Annotated in this window: 12 protein-coding genes; 6 read left to right on the forward strand and 6 right to left on the reverse strand. The window is 71.9% G+C overall.

Annotation, left to right across the window (positions count from 1 at the left end; genetic code table 11):
• The coding region (locus tag GSF22_RS08625; protein ID WP_208812653.1) for a type I polyketide synthase at positions 1-9019 on the reverse strand (9019 nt) is incomplete at its 3' end.
• Between the two features lie 3 nt (positions 9020-9022).
• A complete protein-coding gene (locus tag GSF22_RS08630; protein WP_208812655.1) occupies positions 9023-10414 on the reverse strand; it encodes an MFS transporter in 1392 nt (463 codons plus the stop codon).
• 750 nt (positions 10415-11164) lie between these two features.
• Between GSF22_RS08630 and GSF22_RS08635 the strand changes: the two genes are divergently transcribed.
• A complete protein-coding gene (locus GSF22_RS08635; RefSeq protein ID WP_208812658.1) occupies positions 11165-12604 on the forward strand; it encodes an NADP-dependent isocitrate dehydrogenase in 1440 nt (479 codons plus the stop codon).
• Positions 12601-13362 (forward strand): ATP-dependent dethiobiotin synthetase BioD, encoded by a 762-nt coding sequence (gene bioD, locus GSF22_RS08640; RefSeq protein WP_208812659.1) that lies wholly within the window; start codon positions 12601-12603, stop codon positions 13360-13362. The genes GSF22_RS08635 and bioD overlap by 4 nt, the downstream gene beginning before the upstream one ends.
• Here bioD and GSF22_RS08645 read toward each other — a convergent pair.
• Entirely contained in the window at positions 13359-13973 is a 615-nt protein-coding gene (locus GSF22_RS08645) for a TetR/AcrR family transcriptional regulator (RefSeq protein ID WP_307803839.1), read from the reverse strand. The two genes, bioD and GSF22_RS08645, sit on opposite strands and share 4 nt — an antisense overlap.
• 112 nt (positions 13974-14085) lie before the next feature.
• On the opposite strand from GSF22_RS08645, the gene GSF22_RS08650 reads away from it, so the two are divergent.
• Positions 14086-14976: an NAD(P)H-binding protein gene (locus GSF22_RS08650; RefSeq protein ID WP_208812664.1), complete on the forward strand. Its 891-nt coding sequence runs from the start codon at positions 14086-14088 to the stop codon at positions 14974-14976.
• Here GSF22_RS08650 and GSF22_RS35630 read toward each other — a convergent pair.
• On the reverse strand, positions 14973-17525 hold the full coding sequence (locus tag GSF22_RS35630; protein ID WP_208812666.1) for a helix-turn-helix transcriptional regulator: 2553 nt from the start codon (positions 17523-17525) through the stop codon (positions 14973-14975). The genes GSF22_RS08650 and GSF22_RS35630 overlap by 4 nt on opposite strands.
• A gap of 129 nt (positions 17526-17654) precedes the next feature.
• Between GSF22_RS35630 and GSF22_RS08660 the strand changes: the two genes are divergently transcribed.
• Positions 17655-18686: a hypothetical protein gene (locus tag GSF22_RS08660; RefSeq protein WP_208812668.1), complete on the forward strand. Its 1032-nt coding sequence runs from the start codon at positions 17655-17657 to the stop codon at positions 18684-18686.
• 76 nt (positions 18687-18762) lie between these two features.
• Here GSF22_RS08660 and GSF22_RS08665 read toward each other — a convergent pair whose 3' ends face one another.
• Positions 18763-19551: an ABC transporter permease subunit gene (locus tag GSF22_RS08665; RefSeq protein ID WP_208812670.1), complete on the reverse strand. Its 789-nt coding sequence runs from the start codon at positions 19549-19551 to the stop codon at positions 18763-18765.
• Positions 19544-20458, reverse strand: coding sequence for an ABC transporter ATP-binding protein (locus GSF22_RS08670; protein ID WP_208812672.1), 915 nt, complete (start codon positions 20456-20458; stop codon positions 19544-19546). Before GSF22_RS08670 ends, GSF22_RS08665 begins: the two co-directional genes overlap by 8 nt.
• Positions 20459-20609: 151 nt before the next feature.
• On the opposite strand from GSF22_RS08670, the gene GSF22_RS08675 reads away from it, so the two are divergent.
• Together GSF22_RS08675 and GSF22_RS08680 are read left to right on the forward strand one after the other, a co-directional pair.
• The gene (locus GSF22_RS08675; protein ID WP_244366727.1) at positions 20610-20990 is read left to right on the forward strand and encodes a GbsR/MarR family transcriptional regulator; all 381 of its coding nucleotides are present in this window, start codon (positions 20610-20612) and stop codon (positions 20988-20990) included.
• A gap of 155 nt (positions 20991-21145) precedes the next feature.
• Positions 21146-21346 carry a hypothetical protein gene (locus GSF22_RS08680; protein ID WP_208812676.1) on the forward strand — a complete coding sequence of 67 codons (201 nt, stop codon included), beginning with the start codon at positions 21146-21148 and terminating at the stop codon, positions 21344-21346.
• Positions 21347-21408 lie beyond the last annotated feature (62 nt).

The following is a 21408-nucleotide window of genomic DNA, read 5'->3' on the forward strand; positions in this document are numbered from 1 at the left end:
CCGGCAGGGGTGGTGCCGGCCGGCGGGCGGCGGCGGGCGGCGGTGCCTGCCCGCCGGGGAAGAATCCGCCGCGACGCAGGTCGTACAGCGACTCCCGGACGGCGTCGACGACGAAGTCCACGTCGTCGTCGGTGTGCGCGGCGGAGAGGAAGAAGTTGCGCCACTCCCACACGTGCACACCGGCCAGGATCAGGTGGTGGAACAGCAGGTTCAGGTCGGCCGACGAGGTGAACCGGAACAGCGAGCCGAAGTGGTGGACCCGGACGGGGAACTCCTCGGCGGCGCAGAACTCGTTGATCGCGCGCGCCAGCCGTTCGGTCTGCCGGTTGAGGGTGTCCTGCAGTGCCGGCCCGCGCCGGCGCACCTCGGACAGCACCGCCTTCGCGGCGGTCATGGAGAGCGGGTGCTGGATGTACGTGCCACCGAAGAAGGTGGTGTCCTGCGGCGGGACGCTGTCGTCGCCGTACTGCCAGAAGCCGCCGTCGACCCAGTCCAGGATGTCCGCGCGGCCGGCGATCGCGCCGATCGGGTAGCCGCCGCCGATGACCTTCCCGTACGTGGCCAGGTCGGCCCGGATGCCGAAGACGCCCTGGGCGCCCTGCGGGTGGGGGCGGAAGCCGGTGAGCATCTCGTCGAAGAGCAACACCATGCCGTGCCGGTCGCACAGCGCCCGCAGTTCGTGGAGGAACTCGACGGGCTGCCGGTCGGGGTAGCGGCTCTGCACCGGTTCCACGACCACCGCCGCGATCTGGTCGGCGTTGCGGCGGATCACGTCCAGGCTCTGCGGTGCGCCGTACGGCAGGACCCGGATGTCGGAGACGGCCGACTCGGGGATGCCGGCGGAGACGGGAAGGGTCCGCCAGGTGTCGCCCTCGGACACGCCGCGACCGAGTACCGGGTCGAAGTGTCCGTGGTAGGAGCCCTCGAACGTGACGACGACCGACCGTCCGGTGTACGCGCGGGCGAGCCGGAAGGCCGCCGAGTTGGCTTCGGTGCCGGTGGTGGCGAACGCGGCGCGCTGCATGCCGGTGAGTTCGCACAGCAACTGGGCTGCCTCACCGGTCTCGGCGCTGCGCGGGCCGAGCCGCAGGCCGTCGTCGAGGTGCGCAGCGAGGGCGGACGTCAGGAACTCCGGTTCGTGGCCGAACAGCAGGGCCCCGAACCCCATCGTGATGTCGACGTAGCTGTTGCCGTCGATGTCTTCGAGGTGGGCACCCCCGGCCCGGCGGGCGGCCAGCGGGTAGAGCATCTCCTTGGCCGCGCGGCGGAATCCGACCACGGCGCGGCTGTCGGCCAGCCATCGCCGGTGCTGCTGGGTGAGGGCCTTCGACCGGCGGGTCCGTTCGGTGTAGCGGTGGACGAGGTCGGTGAAGTGGGCCTGCTGGCGCTCGTCGAGCCGGCCCGAGCCGCCACCGGCGCTGACCCGCAGCGGCCGGGGGCCGAGCTGGGCGGGCCCGGCCCCGGTGTCGGTGCGGGCGGCGTTCCCGGCCGGCGGCGGCACGACGCCGGGCTGTGGCACGACGCCGGGTTGCGGCGTGCCGGTGGGTTGCGGCGTGCCGCTGGCACCGCCGTTGCTGATGCTCGTGCCGACCGGCACGGCCCCGACCCCGGTCACGGCCTCGGTCCCGGTCCCGCTGCCGTTGGCCGTCGCCGGGTTGCCGAGGATGGACAACTGCTGCGCCATCAGGTCGGTGAACCGGCCCATGAGGTCCAGTTGGGTACGCACGACGTCCGCCGTGGGCCCGGCGGGCGTCGCCAGCGGATGGCCGTCGACGGGTACCGACGTGGCGCCGACGGCGGCCTGCGGGGGTACGACAGGTACCGCCGACGCGGCAGGCATCGGGACCGGCGCGGGCGGCGCAGCCGGGATGGCGGTACCCGGAACGGCCGAGGCAGCGGTGGGCGGTGCCGCCGAGGCAGTGGTGGCCGGCTCGGCTGCGATGGCCGTGACCGGAGCTGCCGGGGCGGCGGCCGGGACGAGGGCGGCGAGCCGGTCCGGTGCCATCCGCCCGACGATCGCCTCGCTGAGCCGCTGTGGGGTGTCGAGTTCCTCGAACAGCTCGCGCATCGCCACCCGGATGCCGAAGCTCGTCTCCAGCTCGCGCAACAGGTTGATCATCAGCAGCGAGTCGGCACCGAGGTCGAAGAAGGCGGTGTCCGCAGGTACCCGCTCGGGTGACTCGCCGAGATGAGTGGCGGTGAGTTCGCGTACGCGTTGCAGAACGACGTCGTCGGCGGCGATGGCGGCGACGGTGACCGGAGACATGACAGACGGACCTTCCGCGTCAGTGGTGGATTCCACGGCCGACATCGGCGCGGACGTCGGTTCGGGCACCGGGGTGGACGCCGGTTCAGTCGCAGGCATGAACGTCGGCTCCGGCACCGGTTCGAATGCCGGCGCGGGCCTGGCGGCCCAGTGCCGGCTCGGCTGGAAGGGATACGTGGGCAGGGGGACCCGCCGCCCGGACGGCGCCAGCGCCGCCCAGTCCACGGCCACGCCCCGGGTGAACAGCGTGGCCAACGCCGACACGACGGCTTCGGTGCGGTCGCCCCGGGCCCGTTGCGTCGGGATCCAGGTGCTGCCCGGCCACTGCCCGCCCATCCCGGTGAGCGTGCCGTCCGGGCCGATCTCGACGAAGGTGGTGCACCCTTCGGCGACGAGGCCGTCGATCCCGGCCTGGTAGTCGGCCAGCTCGCGGGTCTGCCGGCGGACGTGGTCGGCGCCGGGCACCGTACCGGCGGCCAGGCGCGTCCCCCCGACGCTGCTGACCACCGGAGTGTGCAGCGGATGCCAGGTCAGGGTCGCGGCCTGCGCGGCAAGGTCCTCCAGCACCGGCTCCATCAGGGTCGAGTGGAACGCCCGGTTGACCGCCAACGGCCGGTACCCGATCCCGTCCGCGTCCAGCACCTGCACGGCCCGCTCGACGGCCGACGGCGGCCCGGCGAGTACGTGCCGGTGGGGCCCGTTACGGACCACCAGTTCCAGGCCGTCGACCCGGTCGAGCACCGAGGCCGTCTGCGCCGGGTCGGCCAGCACCGCCACTGCGGCGCCCTCCGGCGTACCACGCTGCATGAGCTGGCCCCGCACGGCGGACAGGTACAGGCCGTCCTCGACGGACAGCGCGCCACCCAGACACAACGCCGCGTACTCCCCGGCGCTGTGACCGACGAGCACGTCGGGGCGTACCCCCACCGACTCCAGCAGCCGGCCGAGCGCGACCTGCGTCATGAACAGGGCCGGCTGGACGGTGGCGGTGGTCCACTCGTGTGCACCGCCGAGCAGCGCGCCCAGCAGGTCGCCGCCCCACATCCGCCGGTACTGCTCACCGCAGCGCTCCAGCACCTCCCGGGCCGGGTCGTAGGCCATCAGCCCGGTCGCCGCACCGGAGCAGTTCACACCCTGCCCGGAGCAGGCGAGCACGATCGGCCCCGGTCCGCCGCCCGGCACCGTGCCCGACACCGAACGATCCCCGGTGCCCGCGCGCAACGCCGCCGCCGCCCCGGCCGGGGTGTCGGACCAGACCACCAGCCGGTGCCGCAGGCGACGCCGTCCGGCGCCCAGGGTGACCAGGACGTCGTCGGCGCGGGGCGGGTCGGCGTCGGCCAGCCGGTCGGCCATCCGGTCGGCCAACTGTCGCAGCGCCTGCGGGTTCTGCGCGGACAGCGGCACGATCACCGGTCGGGCGGGCCCGGACGTCGGCGCGGGTGCCGGCGTCGGGGGTTCCTCCACCACCACGTGCGCGTTGGTGCCCCCCACACCGAGCGAGGAGACCCCGGCGCGGCGCGGCCCCGCCAGCGGCCACGGCTGGGTGGCGGTGGGCAGCACGAACGGGCCGTCGGCCAGGCGTAGCTGCGGGTTGGGTCGGCGCAGCCCGGCGACCGGTGGCACCTGGCCGTGCCGGACGGCCAGGATCGCCTTGACGAGTCCGGCCATGCCGGCGCACGTGTCGAGGTGGCCGATGTTGGCCTTCACCGCGCCCAGGGGCAGCGGCCGGTCCCGTCCGCCGAAGACCGCCCGCAGCGCCTCGACCTCGATGGGGTCGCCGATCCGGGTACCGGTGCCGTGGGTCTCGACGTACCCGATCGACGCCGCGTCGACCTGCGCGTCGGCCAGGGCCGCGCGGATGACCTCGGCGTGCCCGGTGACGCTCGGCGCGGTGTACCCGGTCTTCGCGGCGCCGTCGTTGTTGACCGCCGAGCCGATGATCACGCCGTGCACGGTGTCCCCGTCGGCCAGCGCGTCGTCCAGGCGTTTGAGCAGCACGGCGGCCACACCGTTGCCGCCGACCGTGCCGTCGGCGGCGTCGTCGAAGGCACGGCAGGCGCCGGTGCGCGACAGGATGGAACCCTCCTGGTAGCGGTAGCCGGCCGCCTGCGGCACGTGCAGCGCCGCCGCGCCGGCCAGGGCGAGGTCGGTCTCCCCGGCCAGCAGCGACCGCACCGCCAGGTGCACCGCGACCAGCGAGGTGGAACACGCGGTCTGCACGCTCATCGCGGGGCCGGTCAGACCGAGCCGGTACGCCACCCGGGTGGCCAGGAAGTCCGGCTGGTTGCCGATCGTGACCTGCAACGCCTGCAACTGGTCGGCGGGGTCGGTGCCGGCGAGCTGCTCGAAGAGGTAGCTGCGCAGCGAGTACAGGTGCATTCCCGCGCCGGCGAAGACGCCCACCCGCCGGTCGTCGGCACCGGCGTAGCCGCCCGCCTCCAGGGCCTCGTGGCACACCTGGAGGAACAGCCGCTGCTGCGGGTCCACCAACGCCGCTTCCCGGGCGCTGATGCCGAACAGCTCAGCGTCGAAGCCGTCGATGTCGGCCAGCGCGCCGCTGACCGGTACGAAGTCGGGGTCGTCGACGAGCCCGGCGGGCAGCCCGGCGGCGAGCAGTTCGCTGCGTGCGAAGCGCCGGATGTCGACCCGGCCGGCGAGCAGGTTCTGCCAGTAGCGTTCCAACGTGTCGGCGCCCGGGAACCGCAGCGCCACGCCGATCACCGCGATCCGCTGGGTGCCCCCGGCCCGCCGGTCGGCGGCCCGTTCGGTCACGGTGGTGCCACCGAACTGTCCACCGAGGTGGTCGACCAGCGCCGCCGGGGTGCCGTGGGTGAACAACGCGGTCAGCGGGAACTCCTGACCGAGCGCCTGTTGCAGCAGGGTGTGGAGCCGCAGCATCCGCACCGAGTCCAGGCCGGCGTCGTAGAACGGCACATGGTCGTCGAGGCCGCCGGGTACCTCGCGGCGCAGCACCTCCCGCACCGTGTGCGCCACGCCGATCCGGTCGTTGGCGGCAACGGCGGGAGCCGGGGCCGGTGTCCCGACGGCGGATCGACCGGGGTCGGGGGCGCTCTCCGGCGCCACCGGCACGGCGGTACCGAACGCGTCCACGGGTGCGGGCCCGCCGGTCGGCGCGGGTACGCCCTCCAGGGCCCGCACGGGACGCACCAGATGCCGTACCCGCGCCGCCGTGGGGTCGACGCCGATCAGCAGGTGGCCGGCCGGCTGGTGCAGGGCGAGCCGGGTCAGTGCCCGTCCCTCGGTCGGGGTCAGGATAAGCATGTGCCGGCGGGTCGCCGACTCCACGCTGTGCGCGGCGCTCATGCCGATGCCGCGCCACGCGGTCCAGGTCAGGCAGTGCGCGGGCAGCTGCGGGCGCAGGTGCTCGCACAGCGCTTCGAGGAACCGGTTACCGGAGGCGTAGACGCCGGTGCCGGCCAGCGGGATCAGCGACAGCAGTGAGGAGAAGACCACGAGTCTGCTGCCCGGCCGCTGCCGCAGCAGGCGGGCCACCTGCAGGGAGCCGTCGACCTTCGCCGCCGTCTCGGCCCGCCACCGGTCGGCGGTGACGTCGGCGAGCGGGCCCAGCTCGTACCCTCCGGCGAGGTGCAGCACACCGTCGAGCGGTGCGCCCCAGCGGTGCTCGGCAGCCGTGACGGCGGCGTCGAGGGCGGCGGCGTCGGTGACGTCGGCCTGGGCGTACCGGACCCGGTCCCCGCCGGGCAGGTCGGACAGCGGGCCGGATCGCGGCTCCGGCGCGGCGCGGCCGACGACGAGCAGGTGCAGGCCGAGTCCGGTGGCGAGGTCGTCGAGCACGGTACGCCCGACACCGCCCAGCCCGCCGGTGACCAACCAGCGGGAACCGTGGGGCAGCACCGGCTCCCCGGCGACCAGCTCGGCCCGTTCGAGGGTGCGTACCAGCGGCCCGCCGCGCCAGGCGACCACCGGCTCACCCGGTGACCAGCCGGTGGCCGCGACGACCGTGGCGGCGTCGTCGGACACGTCGTCGCCGGGCAGGTCGAGGTGCCAGACCCGCACGTCCGGGTACTCGACGCCGAACGTCTCGCCGAGGGCGGCGGTGAGCGCGGCCGGGTAGCAGCCAGGTTCGTCCCCCCGGATCCGGTACAGCCCACGGCTGAGCGTCAGCAGTGTCCCGGTCCACCCGGTGTCGGCCAGCGCCCGCAGCAACCCGAGCAGCCCGGGCGCGCAGACCCCGATCGCGTGTCCGGTCGCCGCCGCACCGGTGACGTCGGGCGTCGGTAGGTAGCTGGCGGCGAAGACCACCCGCGCGGGTGTACGACCCTGCGCCTGGAATGACCGCAACAGGTTCGCCCAGTGCGCCGCGTCGGCCGGCGAGGCGGTGGCGGCACCGTCCGGTCCCGCCGACACCGCGTCCCCGTCCAGCGGCACGGCGGCCAGGTCGACCAGCACGGTGTCGGGGGCGGCCCGCCGGATCGCCCCGGCGAGTCCCAGCCCGTCGGTGACCACCAACGTCGGGCCGTCCACCGGCACCTGCGGGAAGCTGCGCGGGCTCCACGTCTGCCGGTAGAGGCAGTCGGGAACGGTGTCGGGGCCGGCGTCGAGCAGCTCCACCTGCCGCAGCACCGGCTCGTACTCGCCGCCGAGCAGCCGGTTCCGCATGCTCGTACGCTGGATCTTGCCGCTGGTCGTCTTCTCGAAGCGCTGCCGTTCGACGGGCACCAGCTGCACCGAGCTGATCTGCAGCCGTTCCGCCAGCCGACGCCGGACCCGGGCCAGCAGGTCGGCGTCGACCTCACCGTCGGCGACGAAGAACACCACCATCCGTTCGGTACCGTCCGGGGCCGGTGCGCCGACGGCGGCCACGAAGCTGGGCGCCACACCGTCCACCGCACCGACCACGTCCTCGACCTCGTGGCAGAAGTAGTGGACCCCGTTGACGATGATGACTTCCTTGCCGCGCCCGGTGATGGTGACCCGACCGTCGGCGAGGAACGCCAGGTCCCCCGTGTCGAACCACTCCCCGTCGGGGAACGCCTCACGGTTGGCCTCGTCGTTGTGCAGGTAACCGGGGGTGACCCGGTCGGAGCGGACCTGCAACCGGCCGACGTGCCGCTCCGGCAGGGCCGTCGCACCGTCCGGACCGGCGATGCGGAACCGGGTACCGGGCACCGGGGCGCCCATGCTCAGGAACGTCGTGGCACCCGGTACCGGCGCCGGGTGCAGGCGCACCCGGGTCCCACCGTCACACAGTTCGGCGTGCTGCACCGCGTCCGGGCCGAACGGCTGGTAGCAGATGGCGGTGCACGTCTCGGCCATCCCCCAGGCCAGCAGCAGCGTGTTCGCGTCGACACCGAAACCCCGGGTGGCGGACACGAACCCGCGCATCACCGTCTCGGTGCACTGCTCCCCCGCGTTCACCAGGCTGCGCAGCCGGGTGAGGTCGAAAGCGCGGTCCGGCTGGTTACGCAACGCCTCGGTGACCAGCTTGAAGCCGAAGTTCGGCGACCAGCTGTGCTGCACCTCGTACCGTTGCAGCAGGTCCAGCCAGAGCAGCGGGTCGGCGATGACGAGTGCCGGGGCGACGTGCACGGTGCCGCAACCCAGCACGATCGGCCCGAGGTGCATCATGACGATGCCGCCGACGTGGTCCAGGGGCAACCAGTTGAGCATGACGTCGTCCGACCGGTACCGGGCGTCCTGCCGGGCGCCCTGGGCGTAACGGACGATACCCCGGTGGGTCAGCGGGATGACCTTGGAACGGTTGGTGCTGCCCGAGGAGAGTTGCAGCATCGCCACGTCACCGGGGGCCGGACGGTGCAGGTCGTCGACCGGTTCATGGTCGTGAACGTCGCTGACGTCGAGCACCCGCAGCCCGGTCAACCCTTCCCGCCCGGCGTACCCGGTCAGCGCCCCGACGGTGGCCCCGCTGGAGAGCACGACCGGTTGCCGCAGGGTGCGCCACGCGTGCTCCAGCTTGTCGAGGGTGGCGTTGCGGACCTGGTAACCGGGGGCCTGCGCCACCGCCACCGGCTGCAGACCGCCGAGCAGGCACGCCCACAGGGCCACGAAGTGGTCGACCAGCGAGGGGGTGTGCAGGATCACCGGGTCACCGACGGTCAGCCCGGCGGCGCGCAGGCCACCCAACGCCCGCCGAGCTGCGGTGAGCAGTTCGGGGTACGTCAGGTACCGGCTGCCGTCGGCCTCGACCACCCGCAGCCCACGCTCCGGCCACTGCCGGGCGGCCCGCACCAGCGCCTCGGGCAGCGTCGCCGGGTCGTCGGCGTGGTCGGTCAGGTTCCCGCCACCTGCCTCCGCCGCCGGCTCCGCCGGCCGGTCCGGCGGCGGTACCGTCGGCTGCGGGTCGGCATTGGCGGGCAGGTCGGCGGTGGCGGGCAGGTCGGAACCCCAGCGCGCCGGGAGGTCCAGCAGGTCACCGAGGTGCCGGCGGGCCGGTTCCGGATCGGGTAGCCGCCGCAGCGGGGCACCGGTGGTCGCCGCCACCGGCACCGCGCGCAGCGCCTCCTCGTCGGGGCTCCCGTCGGCGGTACGGGGAATCCCGGACACCACGGCCACCGTCAGCGGAGTCTCCGGCGCGCCGCCGGCCCGCACCGCCGCCGCCACCGCCGCGCGACGCGCTTCGGCGGGGGTGACGGCGACGGACGGCACCACGTAGGCCACCCGCATCCGGGCGCCCCCGCGCGTGACGCGTTCGACCACCACGGCATCGGACAGCTCGTCCCGACGGACGAGCACCTCGGTCAGATCGTCCACCGGTTACTGACTCCTGCTCTGCTGCGGCCCGGTGGCCGCGACACTCCCGGCCTCCTGCGACAACTCGGTGGCCGCGATCTCCCCGGCCTGCGGTGGCGAATCGATGGTCGCCGACGGCGGCGCGGCACCGTCGGCGCGGAGGCCGGCCCGGCGGCGCAGGGCGACGACGACGGCCACGCCCAGGGCCAGGACGACGACACCGCCGTGCAGCAGCCCCGCCACGTACAGCGGGCGCCACACCTCGAGGAGCCCGGCGGCCAGCAGCATGCCGAGACCGAGACCACCGTTCTCGGCCATCGCGGTGAGACCGAAGAAGTGCCCGCGCTGCGGATCGGGCTCGGCCTGCAGGCGGGTGGTGTAGGTGATCTCGGTGAATCCGTCGGCGGCCCCGGCGACGAACGCCACGGCGAGCACCCACGGCTGCGGGATGCCCGCGAAGGCCACGATGAACGCTGCGGACATCACGCACGTGCCGACGATGAACCCGCGTTCACTGCGTACCGGGTCGTCGAGCCCGCCGTCGCGGCGGCGTACCCGTTTCACGAGTTGGTGCGCGGCGAACAGGCCGACCGCCCAGACCGCGAAGAAGTGACCCACGAACCCGGCGGGATCGTCCGGCTGGATCTGCGTCGCGTAGACCGGGAGGCCGACGTTGTGCGAGGCGGAGCCGAGTGCGTCCACCGACCGGACGACCAGGATGACCAGGATCATCGGTGCGGCCACCAGGGCCGTGATCGTCCGCCGTCGGGACCAGCCGCCCGGCTCGGGGCGCGGGCCGGCGGCCCGGTCCGCCGCCGGGGCCGACCGGCGCCGGCCGGGGAACGACAGGGGCAGGACCGCCAGCACGGTCGCCGACACCACGAACGTCGCCGCGTCGACCAGGAACGCCGCCTGGTAACCGAGCCAGCCGACCAGTACCCCTCCGGCGGCGAAGCCCAACGCCATCGCGACGGCACGACCGGTCACCAGCAGTCCGTTCGCGGCCTGCCGCTGCTGGTCGCCGACCAGGTCGGGCACGCTGCTGCGTAGGAGCACCGACGACGTGGTACTCAGCAGACCGGTGACCACGGCGACGACCGGGAGCAGGTCGATCTGCGTCTGCCCGGCGGCGGTGGCGAACGCGACGAGCACGGCGGCCTGCGTCAGGTCACCGCAGACCATCACGGGCCGGCGGGGCAGCCGCGCGGCCACCGTGCCGCCGAACATGCCGGCGACGAATCCCGAGCCGAGACGCAACGCCATGAACACGCCGGTCTGCAACGCGCTGCCGGTGACCTGGTAGACGAAGACGTTGAGGGCCACCATATTGAGGTAGCTACCGAATGCCGAAACCGAGGTACCGGCCACCAGCACCCGGAAAATGGTCAGCTGCCGGTTGGTGGCGGGTCTCCGCATCACCTGCACCGCCATGTGCCGCGTACCGGTGGTCGTGGGGTCGTCAACTGGCAGACGACTGTGGGCACGCGATTCACCTCGTAGAACGTCACGGAGACACTGTCACCGACATCAATGCCGAGATGTTGCACAGTCTGCCGGAAGACACCGTGTCTTGTCACGACCGGTCGCCCACGGAGATCCATTCCCACCGTCGATCGGCACGTTGACCGCCGTCACGCACCTCGCGCTCCACGGCACCAACCTGGTACGGATTCCGCCGGAGATCGGGGCAATGTCCAGCCTGGAGGTGTTCGGGCCGTACATGTCACACCGGCCGCACTGCTACCCGTACGAATTGACCCGCCGCACCCATCTGCGCGACGGCACCGTGAGCACACGGGTGCGGTGCGGGAAAGCCAGACGAACTGCACCAGGTCTGAATTTCCCTTCGGGTCGGCACCGGCGTCCCGCCATTCCTGGCGTACGTCTGTTCCACCCGCTACTGCCGGACGCTGCGGCAACAACGGTGGGAGGCATCCGACGGCGTGTCGAGCGGTACCTGATCCGCCGGCACGCTGACGACCCTGGGCAGAGCAGCAACCGACGGCGGTCGTTACGTGGCGAGGTCGGCCGTCGACCGGGGCGGGAGCCACTAGACACGATCTGCATTTCGTGTAATCTAGTTCGCATTTACTGCCACGGAAGAGGTTGACCATGACGGTGTCGCAACAGCCGCACGTCGCAGGTACGGCGGGACCGCCGGCAGCGGTGCCGGTGCCAGTGACGGTGGCGCGGGGTGACGGGATCGGGCCGGAGATCATGGACTGCACGCTGCGGATCCTGGACGCGGCCGGGGCCCGGCTGAACGTCGAGGAGATCCAGATCGGGGAGGCGGTGTACGCCCGCGGCCACACGGCCGGGATCGAGCCGGACGCATGGGAGTCGCTGCGTCGGACCCGGGTGTTCCTCAAGGCACCCGTCACCACCCCGCAGGGGGGCGGGTTCAAGTCGTCGAACGTGACGATCCGCAAGTCCCTGGGGATGTTCGCCAACGTCCGTCCGTGCGTGGCGTACGCGCCTTTCGTGCCGACCAGGCATCCGGGGATGGACGTGGTGATCGTCCGGGAGAACGAGGAGGACCTCTACGCCGGAATCGAGCACCGCCAGACCGACGAGGTCACCCAGTGCCTCAAGTTGATCTCCCGCCCTGGCTGCGAGCGGATCGTCCGGTACGCCTTCGACTACGCCCGCCGCCACGGCCGGTCCAAGGTCACCTGTTTCACCAAGGACAACATCATGAAGCTCACCGACGGCCTGTTCCACCGGGTCTTCGACACGGTGGCCGCCGACTATCCCGACATCACTGCCGAGCAGTGCATCGTCGACATCGGTACCGCGAGACTCGCCGACACTCCCGAGGACTTCGACGTCATCGTCACCCCCAACCTGTACGGCGACGTGCTCTCCGACGTGGCCGCGCAGATCGCCGGGTCGGTCGGGCTCGGCGGCTCGGCCAACATCGGCGAGCACGCGGCGATGTTCGAGGCCATCCACGGCTCCGCGCCTCCGCTGGCCGGGCGGGACGTCGCGAACCCGTCCGGCCTGCTGCTCGGGGCGGTGATGATGCTCGTCCACATCGGGCAGTCCGACGTCGCCGAACGCGTGCACAACGCCTGGTTGACCACCCTGGAGGCGGGCATCACCACCGCCGACGTCGCCACCTCCGGGGGCAGCCCGGTCGGTACGAGGGCATTCGGCGACGCGGTGATCGACCGGCTCGGCCAGCGGCCGGCCACCCTACCGGCAGTCTCCTATCCGGCCGGGCAGCAGCCGCTCACCGTCCCACCCGCAGCAGCCGGCCCGCGACAGGTCAAGACGATGGACGGGGTGGACGTGTTCCTGCACCACCGCGACCGCGATCCGAACGCGCTCGCTGCCGCGCTCAGCAGGGCCAGCGAAGGCGCCTGGCTCCAACCGCGGATGATCACGAACCGGGGTGTGAAGGTGTGGCCCGACGGGCTCCCGGAGACCTTCTGCACCGACCACTGGCGGGTCCGGTTCCAAGCACCCGGGTCCGGCGTGACCCGCCGCAGCCACGTGCTCGATCTGCTGCACCGACTCGACCGGGCCGGTCTGGACTTCGTCAAGACCGAGGGTCTCTACAGCTTCGACGGCGAGCCGGGCTACTCCCTGGGGCAGGGCCAGTGACCACCCCACCCGGATCCGGCGACCACGCAGCGCACCAGCCGGACGTCCTCGTCGTGGTGGCGGGCACGGACACCGAGGTCGGCAAGACCTGGACCACCGCAGACGTGGCACGACGCCTGCGGCGCGCCGGGCTCTCGGTCGCCGCCCGCAAACCGGTCCAGTCGCACGAGCCGGATGCAGTGGACACCGACGCGACCGTCCTTGCCCAGGCAACGGGGGAAGCCGCGACCGCAGTCTGCCCGCCACATCGGGACTTCGCCGTACCCATGGCTCCCCCGATGGCCGCAGCGTCACTGGGCCTCCCCCCGTTCGGCGTCGCGGACCTCGTCGACGAACTGGCCTGGCCGCCGGGCTGCGACGTCGGCTTCGTCGAGTCGGCCGGCGGTGTCCGCTCACCGATCGCCGCGGACGGCGACACCGTCGACCTCGTCCGGGCGGTACGGCCCGACCTGGTCGTACTCGTCGCCCATGCGGGTCTGGGCGTCATCAACGCGCTGCGGCTCTGCGCGGCCGCCCTCGACCCGGTACGCCCCGTCGTCCTGCTGAACCGGTTCGACGCCGAACAGGACCTGCACCAACGAAACCTCGAATGGTCACGTGAGGTCGACGGTTTCGAGGTGGTGACTTCTCCCCAGGAGCTGACCGGGCTGATCCAGAGGCGCCTGACGGACCAGCTGACGAGCAGGCGCCTCACGGGTGACCTGCGGCATTCCGCCGAGGTCGCCGGCGGCGAGTCGGCGACGGTCGCCCCGGGTTAGGAGCCGTCCGTGCCGTTGCGCAGCTGGGCGAAGGCCTGGTCCGCGTCGGCGACCGCCTCGCGTTGGACGTCGCGTGCGGTCCGCCCGTCGGCGATCTTCTGCCAGTTGGTCCGGGCGAGGACGCGGTGGACCGCGATCACCTGGGCCGCTTGCAGTCGGGCCCTGACGTCCGGGCCGAGAGCGGCGGCCAGCGCGTCCTCGTCGTCGAGCATGTACTGGGTGAGTCGTCCCGCCAGGCTCGGTGTGGTGAACACCAGCCGATGGAACTCCACCACGTCGGGGTGATCGTTGAGGCCGGTGACCGGTTCGAAGCGGTCGAGTCCGGCCCGGAAGTGTCGGTGCAGTGCCGTCATCGGCGTGGTCTCGGGGGGCCGGTCGCGTACCACGCGGGCGGCCTCACCGTGGTGGTTGGCGAACCGGTGCAGGACCAGGTCCTCCTTCGTGGCGAAGTAGCGGAACAGGGTCGGTTTGGACACCTCGGCGGTCGCGGCGATGTCGGAGACCGACACCTGGTCGAAGCCGCGTGCCAGGAACAGCGAGATCGCGGTGTCGGCGATCGCGTCCCGGGTTCGTACCTTCTTGCGGGCCCGCAGCCCGACCGGATCGGTCACCGCACCAGGGTAACATTCGTTACCGGGTTGCATTTTTAACCGGGTAACGATTTGATGGGCTCATGGAACAGACAGCCGCGCGCCGCACCCCGTTGACGACAGCGAACCTGCCATGACCTCTACCGGAGCACCCCCGGTGCTCGTCACCGGGGCGACCGGCCGCATCGGACGCGCCGTGATCGACCTGCTGACCGACCAGGGCGTGCCGGTCCGCGCCCTCGTACGCCGTCCCGAGTCGGCGGCGGCGACGCTGCCCGCCACCGTGGAGATCGTCACCGGCGACCTCACCGTGCCCGAGTCGCTCGACTCCGCGCTGGACGCCATCGGTACGGTCTTCCTGGTCTGGACCGCCCTGCCGCAGACCGCAGCGGCCGTCGTCGACCGGTTGGCTGCCCGCACGCAACGGGTCGTCCACCTGTCCGCGCCACACCGGACCCCGCACCCGTTCTTCCAGCAGCCGAACCCGATGGCGGCGTTGCACGCCGAGATCGAGCGCCTCATCGCGGCCTCCGGACTCGACTCGACGATCGTCCGGCCCGGAATGTTCGCGTCGAACGCCCTGCTCTGGTGGGCCACCACGATCCGCGCCGAGGGCGTGGTCCGGTGGCCGTACGGCGCGGTCGAGACGGCCCCGGTCGACGACCGGGACCTGGCTGCGGTCGTCGCGCGGACCCTGCGCGAGGACGGACACCTCGGCGGGGACTACGTCCTGACCGGTCCCGAGTCACTCAGTCAGGCCGAACAGGTACGCATCATCGGTGACGTCCTGGGCCGCCCGATCAGGTTCGAGGAGCTGTCGCCCGACGAGTTCCGGCGTGCGGCCCCGCCAGCCTCACGGCCGGCAGTGGACATGCTGCTGGCCGCGTGGGACGCCGCGAAGGGGCAGCCGGCCTACGTCACCGGCACGGTGTCCGACCTCCTCGGCACGCCCGCGCGAACGTTCCGCCAGTGGGCCGCCGACCACGCCACCGCGTTCACCGGTAGCCGAACCGGGGTGGGCTAGCCGGCTGACGCCGTACCGGTCCTACCGACCGCCGTCGGTGGGACCGGGGCGAACACCTCGGACAGTTCGTCGCGCCCGCGTACGCCGAGCTTGCGGAAGATGCGACCCAGGTGGTTGTCGACGGTACGCACGGACAACCCGAGCGACTCGGCGATCTCCCGACTGCGCACCCGCCGGGCCGCGAGTTCGGCGATCTCGATCTCCCGGCCGGTCAGCGCGTTGACCTGGTCGGGCGAAGGCCAACCGGAGCACCCGGTAGTCGAGGTGATGGCCACCGCCCGCCGGCCCAGCCGCCTGGCCCGTTCACCGGCTCCCGATCCCGCCGCCAGCTCCGCCGCGCTCGTCGCCGCCTGTACCGCCCGGCCGGGCATCCCCATCGCCAGGAACTCCTCGGCACACTCCGCCGCGACCTCCACCCGCCGCTCGACCAGGGCCTGCGCCCGGCGGGCGAACAGCCGGTACAGGTCCGACACCCCCGCATAGCCGCCGAGCAGCGCGGCGACCTCCTCGGTCGGTCGGACCATGGCCGCCTCGTCGAGAACCAGCAGGCCGAGGTGGACGTGGTGGGCGGCGAGCGCCTCCACACCAGCCGCTCGGAGCGTCTCGTAGGCGGATCGCCGGTCACGGTGGCGCAGTCGCCACTCCGCTTCGACTCGCGCCAGGTGCAGAGCCACCTTCGGGTCGGCTCGTTCGGCCGGGGTGCACCGGCCGGCCAGTTCCCTGGCTGCGGTGATCCTGCCCAGGCGGGCCAGGACGGCCGCCCGCAGGGCGCGGGCAGCCGGCCGCAACCCCGTGAAGTCCCGCCAGGCCAGGTGACGTGACGCGCGGGCGGACATCGCGTCGGCGCGGTCCATCCGCCCGGTGTGCAACGCCAACTCGGCCGTACCGTACTCCCACATGCCCAGGGACGGGTCGGTACCGCGTGCCGCCGCGTCACGGTGGCGCAGGGCGAACTCCTCGGCTCCGGCGAGGTCCCCGCCGAAGGCCATGGACAGGTACGTCGACAGGCGCAGCAGGTGCACGGCGAACGGCGGGGCGATGTCGGTCGCGGCCAGCGCCTCCAGACCGGACGCGACGTGCCGCTCGGTCTCGCCGAGCGGGCCGGCCATGGTGGAGACCATGGCCGCGATGACCGCCTCGTTGACCCGGACCGCTGCCCGGGGTGCCACGGGCCGTACCTCGATACCGTCGACGGGTAGACCGGCCATCAGACGCCACTTGACGAGGTCGGCGGCCAGCACCGGACGCCACGACGGGTCGGTGACGGTCTCGACGATTCGGGTGACCTCCTTGCATGCGGTTGCCGGGTCGGCTCTGCGGACGGCGTGCAGCAGCCCGATCTGCTGGCCCACCCGCACCCGGGCGCGGTCGTCGCCGGCCAGGGCGAGCGCGTCGGTCAGCGCCTTCGTGGCCTCGGTGTGGTCTCCCTGTTCGCAGTAGGCGGTGCCCAGGACGAGCTGGGTGTCCGCGAGGCCGGGGTCGGCGAACCGGGCGAGTTCGAGCGCCCGGTCGGGTGCGTGGTCGGCGAGTGCCTGCTCGGCGGCGCGGAGTGCGATCGTGGGATCGACCTTCCGCCCCGCTCGGGTGGACAGCAGGACGGCATCCACCTCCCACCCGTCGCGGCCGTGGAGCAGTCTGGCGGCCTCGTTGCAGTTTTGGGTACGCAGCTGAGGGCTCATCGCGGCCAGCAGCACGTCGTCGAGGAGGGGGTCGGCCAGCCGGATGGCCCTCTCGGAGACCTCGACGAGCCCGGCGGACTCTGCCGGTTCCAGGGTCGTGGGGTCCACGACCTCGACGGGTAGCGCCGATGTGACCGCCAGCAGGTCGAGCAGGCGCCGTTGGTCGCTGCCCCGTTCGGGCAGGGTCGGTGCCACCAGCTCCCGCAACCGGGTCGAGATCCGTACCGGTCCGAGGTCGATGCCGGCGTCGGTGCGTACCGCCGAGCCGGCCGCAGCGCGGAGCATCTCGCTCATGCGGCCCGGGTTGCCGAGGGAGTGGGTCACGAACACTGCCGCAGAGGGCGCGGCGAGTTCGTCGCCGAGAAATTCGGCGGCCAGGCTGAGCAGTTCGTCGGCGTCGAGCGGACCGAGTGTCTCGATGTGCCAATCCTCGGCCGGACCGGTGTTCCGCGCCGCGCGGGGCAGGTCGGAAAGCTCCGTCACGGTCACCACGACCCGCGCCCGCGCCCGGACGAGCTGGCCCAGCAGTACCACCGAGGCACGGTCGAGCCGGTCCATGTCGTCCACCGCGACGGCCCTCCCGCGCGCAGCCACGAGGGCCGGGAGCCGGGTGTACACCTCGAGCGGATCCGCGCCCCGCAGATCGGCGGCGGCCACGAGGGGGGCGAACGCGGCCAGCGGCACGCCGGCATCCGCGTCGGTTCCTTCCAGCAGGCTCACCTCGACGCCGTTCTCGGCGAGCCCGGCGACGACGGCCCGTAGCAGGCTCGTCCGCCCGGTGCCGGCAGCCCCGACGACCGCTGCGCAGCGACCGGCGGTGACGGCCGTCTGCACGTTCGACAGTGCCTTCTGGCGACCGATGGGGATCACCTGCGCCAGAGTAGTGAGCCGTGGACTCCCGGGGAGCTGCCCGTGAGTAGGTAGTACTCATCGCCCTTCGGGCAGGCAGGCAGCCACGATGGCGGCGTGGACCACGCAAGCCATAGTTCAGGAGATACCGTGCGCCATCGAACCACCCTGTTCAGACGTACCCGCTCCGCCCTCGCCGGGATGTTGACCACCGCCCTGCTCACCCTCGGCGTCACCGTCGCCACCGCCACCCCGGCAGCCGCGAACACCGACGCCACGTACTGGGCGGTGGTCGACTCCGCAGGCAACCTGGTCCGCAGTTCCGGGGCCGTGGGCATCACCAGGTTCGGCACCGGCCGCTACGACGTCCACTTCGGCGTGAACATGGACCTCTGCTCGTACACCGCCACGGTGGGCGACCCCGGCACCAGCGTCGTCTACACCCCCGGGCTGGTCTTCACCGCCAGCGGACACCTCACCAACCAGAACGTCTACGTCGAGACCAAGAACCTCGCCGGCGGCCTGACCGACTTCCCGTTCCATCTCCAGGCCGCCTGTCCCAGTGACCCCGGCTACGCGGTCACCAACGCCAGCTTCGCGGTCGTCAACGCCAGCGGCACGCTGATACGCGGAAGAAACGCCGTCTCGGTCGTCCGCTTCGGGCCCGGCAGGTACGACGTCAACTTCAACCACAACCTGCTCACCTGCTCCTGGGTGGCGACGATCGGCGATCCCGGCTTCTCCTACGTCTACAACCCCGGGCAGATCTCCGCCAACCAGGGACGACTGACCTCCTTCGCCTCGTACGTGGAGACCAGGAACCTCTCCGGTGTGCTCACCGACTACCCGTTCCACCTGCACGTGCGCTGCCCGGCCGGCACCCCCGCCGGCACCTGGGCCAAGGTCGACTCCGACAGCAGCCTCAACTACTACCAGGGATCGAACCTGTCTGGGGTGACCCGCCTCGGGCCCGGCCGGTACGAGGTCCGCTTCACCCGGAAGATGGCCCACTGCAACTTCGTGGCCACCATCGGTGATCCGTTCGCCGGCGCGGTCACCACCCCGGCGCTGGTGTTCACCGCCCGGCGCACCGACACGGCCCTGGTCTACGTGGAGACCAAGAACATGGCCGGCGGACTGGCCGACTTCCCGTTCCATCTGCACGTCAGCGGCAACTGCTGACAGGGCTCGGGAGGCCCGCCCCGGGGAGATTGCTTCCTCTCCCCGGGTCGGGTCCTCGGGGTGGATTGACCGCGGTTCAGCTGGTCAGGTCGCGGCGGTTGAACGCGACGGTGGCGGCGAGGACGAGGACACCGACGGCGGCGGCGAGGATCCCGAGGTCGACCCATTGGAAGCCGTTACGTAGTGGCTCGTTGCCGATGTAGTAGTGGAACGGGGAGAGATAGCGCAGCGGGTCGGCACCGATCTGGGTGGCGAAGGTGTTGGCGGCGTAGCTGAGGACACCGACGGCGGCACTGCCGACGAGGGCGGCGGCACGGCTGCCGGTGGCGGCGCCCACGGTGATGGCGATGGTGCCGAAGAGAGTGCCCAGCAGGGCCAACGCCACGGACTGGGCCGCGAACTGGCCGATGCTGATGGTGTCGAGTCGGGCACCGGGACGGACAGCGAGCATGGCGAGCAGCACGAGACCGGCCAGGGCGAAAGCGCCGACGGCGAGCGCGGCGCAGCGGTGCAGCAGGAGCCGCGTCCGGCTGACCGGGTGGGCGAGGAGAAGGTCGAGGTAGCCGTTCTCCTCGTCACCGGCGATGGCCCGGGTGCCGGTGGCGATACCGTAGATGACGGTGATCAGGGGCACGATGATGCCGAAGACGCTGGAACCCAGGTAGCCGGCGGCGCTGCCGATGTCCTCCATGTTGAGGGCTTCCCGCAGGGCGGGGGAAAATCCCTCGACCGCCTGGCCCATCGCCCCGTCGGCAACCTGCGGGTAGAAGCCGGCGTACATGGCGCCGACCAGCGCGGTGCCGACGGCGAAGCCGGCGAGGCTGCGGCGGGAGTCCCGGAGGGTCTTGGTCAGAACGTCAGGCACGGCTGGCCTCCTTGGCTGCCTCGGTGTCCCGGTAGTAGGCGAAGAAGAGTTCTCCGAGGTCGGGTTCGCTTGCCTGCAGGCTGGCGACCCGGTGTCGGGCGAGGACCGCGATCAGCTCGTTCGGGTCGGTGGACAGGAAGAACCGGGCGGTCCCACCCTCGACGACCAGGTCCGAGACGCCGGGAAGGGCGGCGAGTGCGGCCCGGTCGACCGGTCCGGTGAAGGTGATCTCGAACCGGTGCCGGGCACGGTCACGGAGCCGGGCGACGGTGTCGAGTGCGACGAGCCGGCCCTCTCGTATGATCCCGACCCGGTCAGCGACCGCCTCGACCTCGGTCATGATGTGCGAGGACATGAAGACGGTCTGTCCGGCGGCCGTGGCCTCGCGTACGAGGTCGAGGAAGGTCTGTTGGACGAGCGGGTCGAGTCCGGAGGTCGGCTCGTCGAGGATCAACAGGTCGGGTTGGTGCATGAACGCCTGGACCAGGCCGACCTTCTGCCGGTTGCCCTTGGACAATGCCCTGATCCGGGTGGTCAGGTCGAGATCGAGGCGCGCAGCCAGTTCCTCGATCCGGGTCCTGGGTACGCCCCCGCGCAGGTCAGCCAGGAAGGTCAGGCACTCGCCGACCCGCTGACGCGGGTCGACCACGAAGTCGCCGGCGAGGTAGCCGATCCGGCGGTGGAGTTCGACGGCGTGCTCACGGGGGTCCCGACCGAACAGCCGGGCCCGTCCGCTCGTGGGGCGGATGAGGTCCAGCAGCAGCCGGATGGTGGTGGACTTCCCGGCGCCGTTCGGACCGAGGTAGCCGAACACCTCGCCCTCGGCCACCGCCAGATCAAGCTCGACCAGCCCTCGGCGGGTCCCGTACGTCTTGGTCAGCTTCTCCAGCTCGATCACGTCTCCCATGACTGCAAAAATATCGAATCTTCAGAGAACTTTGAAGACTGCGAGCTGTTAAAATTTCGTCAAAATGAACGACAGGAGGACGGACGTGTCGGCCTTGAGCGATCCCGCGGAGCACCTTGCCCTGGCTCTGACGCAAGGGGGAATGCAGCGGATGACCGCACGGGTCCTGGCGGCTCTGCTCTTCACCGAGCAGGACACCCTGACCGCAGGCGAGATCGCCGAGTCGCTCACCATCAGCTCCGGCAGCGTCTCGACCGCGTTGAAGGCACTCGTCTCGGTCGGACTGATCGAGAAGGTGCCCGCCCCCGGCAGCCGCCGGGAGCACTTCCGCTTCCGGGAAGGCGCCTGGGCAACCCTGATGTCGGAGCAGAACCAACTGGTGAAGGTGATGCGGGAAGCTGCCGAGCAGGGCATCGCGGTCACCGGCAGGGACAGTGCGGCCGGCCGTCGCCTGGCCGAGATGCGCGACTTCTACGACTACCTGTGGCGGGAGCTACCGGCCCTGATCGACCACTGGAAAGCCCACCGGTAGATCCGCCAACCACGCCACGGGAGTTCGACGCGATGCCACGCCGCACCAGGAGACGGCGCCGGACCCCCAGCCGACCGCCCCGACTCAAGCAGGTGGAGACCCCCCGCCGTGCCTGGCAGCAGCTTCGGCCACGGCCCAGGCACGTCGGTTACTGGATGCGACGGCCAGAGCCCTCCGTGGCCGTCGGAGCACTGTTCACCGTGGGCTCCCTGCTGTACGCGGTCATCCGCGACGACCCGGCGGCAGCCATCCTGACCGTTCTCATGGGACCGTTGACAGTCTTCTTGTGGTGCTCCCGCAGAATCTGGCACCACAACGCCGAGCGGTGGCGCCTGCGCCGGCCGGATGCCTTCTGAAGGGCCCCTACGCTCAACTCGGCCGCCACGTGTGGGTAGAAGCTGACGAGATCCTGCGCTGC

The organism is Micromonospora echinofusca (assembly GCF_017614955.1).
Taxonomy (GTDB): domain Bacteria; phylum Actinomycetota; class Actinomycetes; order Mycobacteriales; family Micromonosporaceae; genus Micromonospora; species Micromonospora echinofusca_A.

Coding starts and splice junctions, on each gene's coding strand:
- GSF22_RS08675 (WP_244366727.1), top strand. CDS start 20,610: ATGACCGCACGGGTCCTGGCGGCTCTGCTCTTCACCGAGCAGGACACC.
- GSF22_RS08680 (WP_208812676.1), top strand. CDS start 21,146: ATGCGACGGCCAGAGCCCTCCGTGGCCGTCGGAGCACTGTTCACCGTG.
- GSF22_RS08650 (WP_208812664.1), top strand. CDS start 14,086: ATGACCTCTACCGGAGCACCCCCGGTGCTCGTCACCGGGGCGACCGGC.
- GSF22_RS08670 (WP_208812672.1), bottom strand. CDS start 20,458: ATGGGAGACGTGATCGAGCTGGAGAAGCTGACCAAGACGTACGGGACC.
- GSF22_RS08630 (WP_208812655.1), bottom strand. CDS start 10,414: ATGCGGAGACCCGCCACCAACCGGCAGCTGACCATTTTCCGGGTGCTG.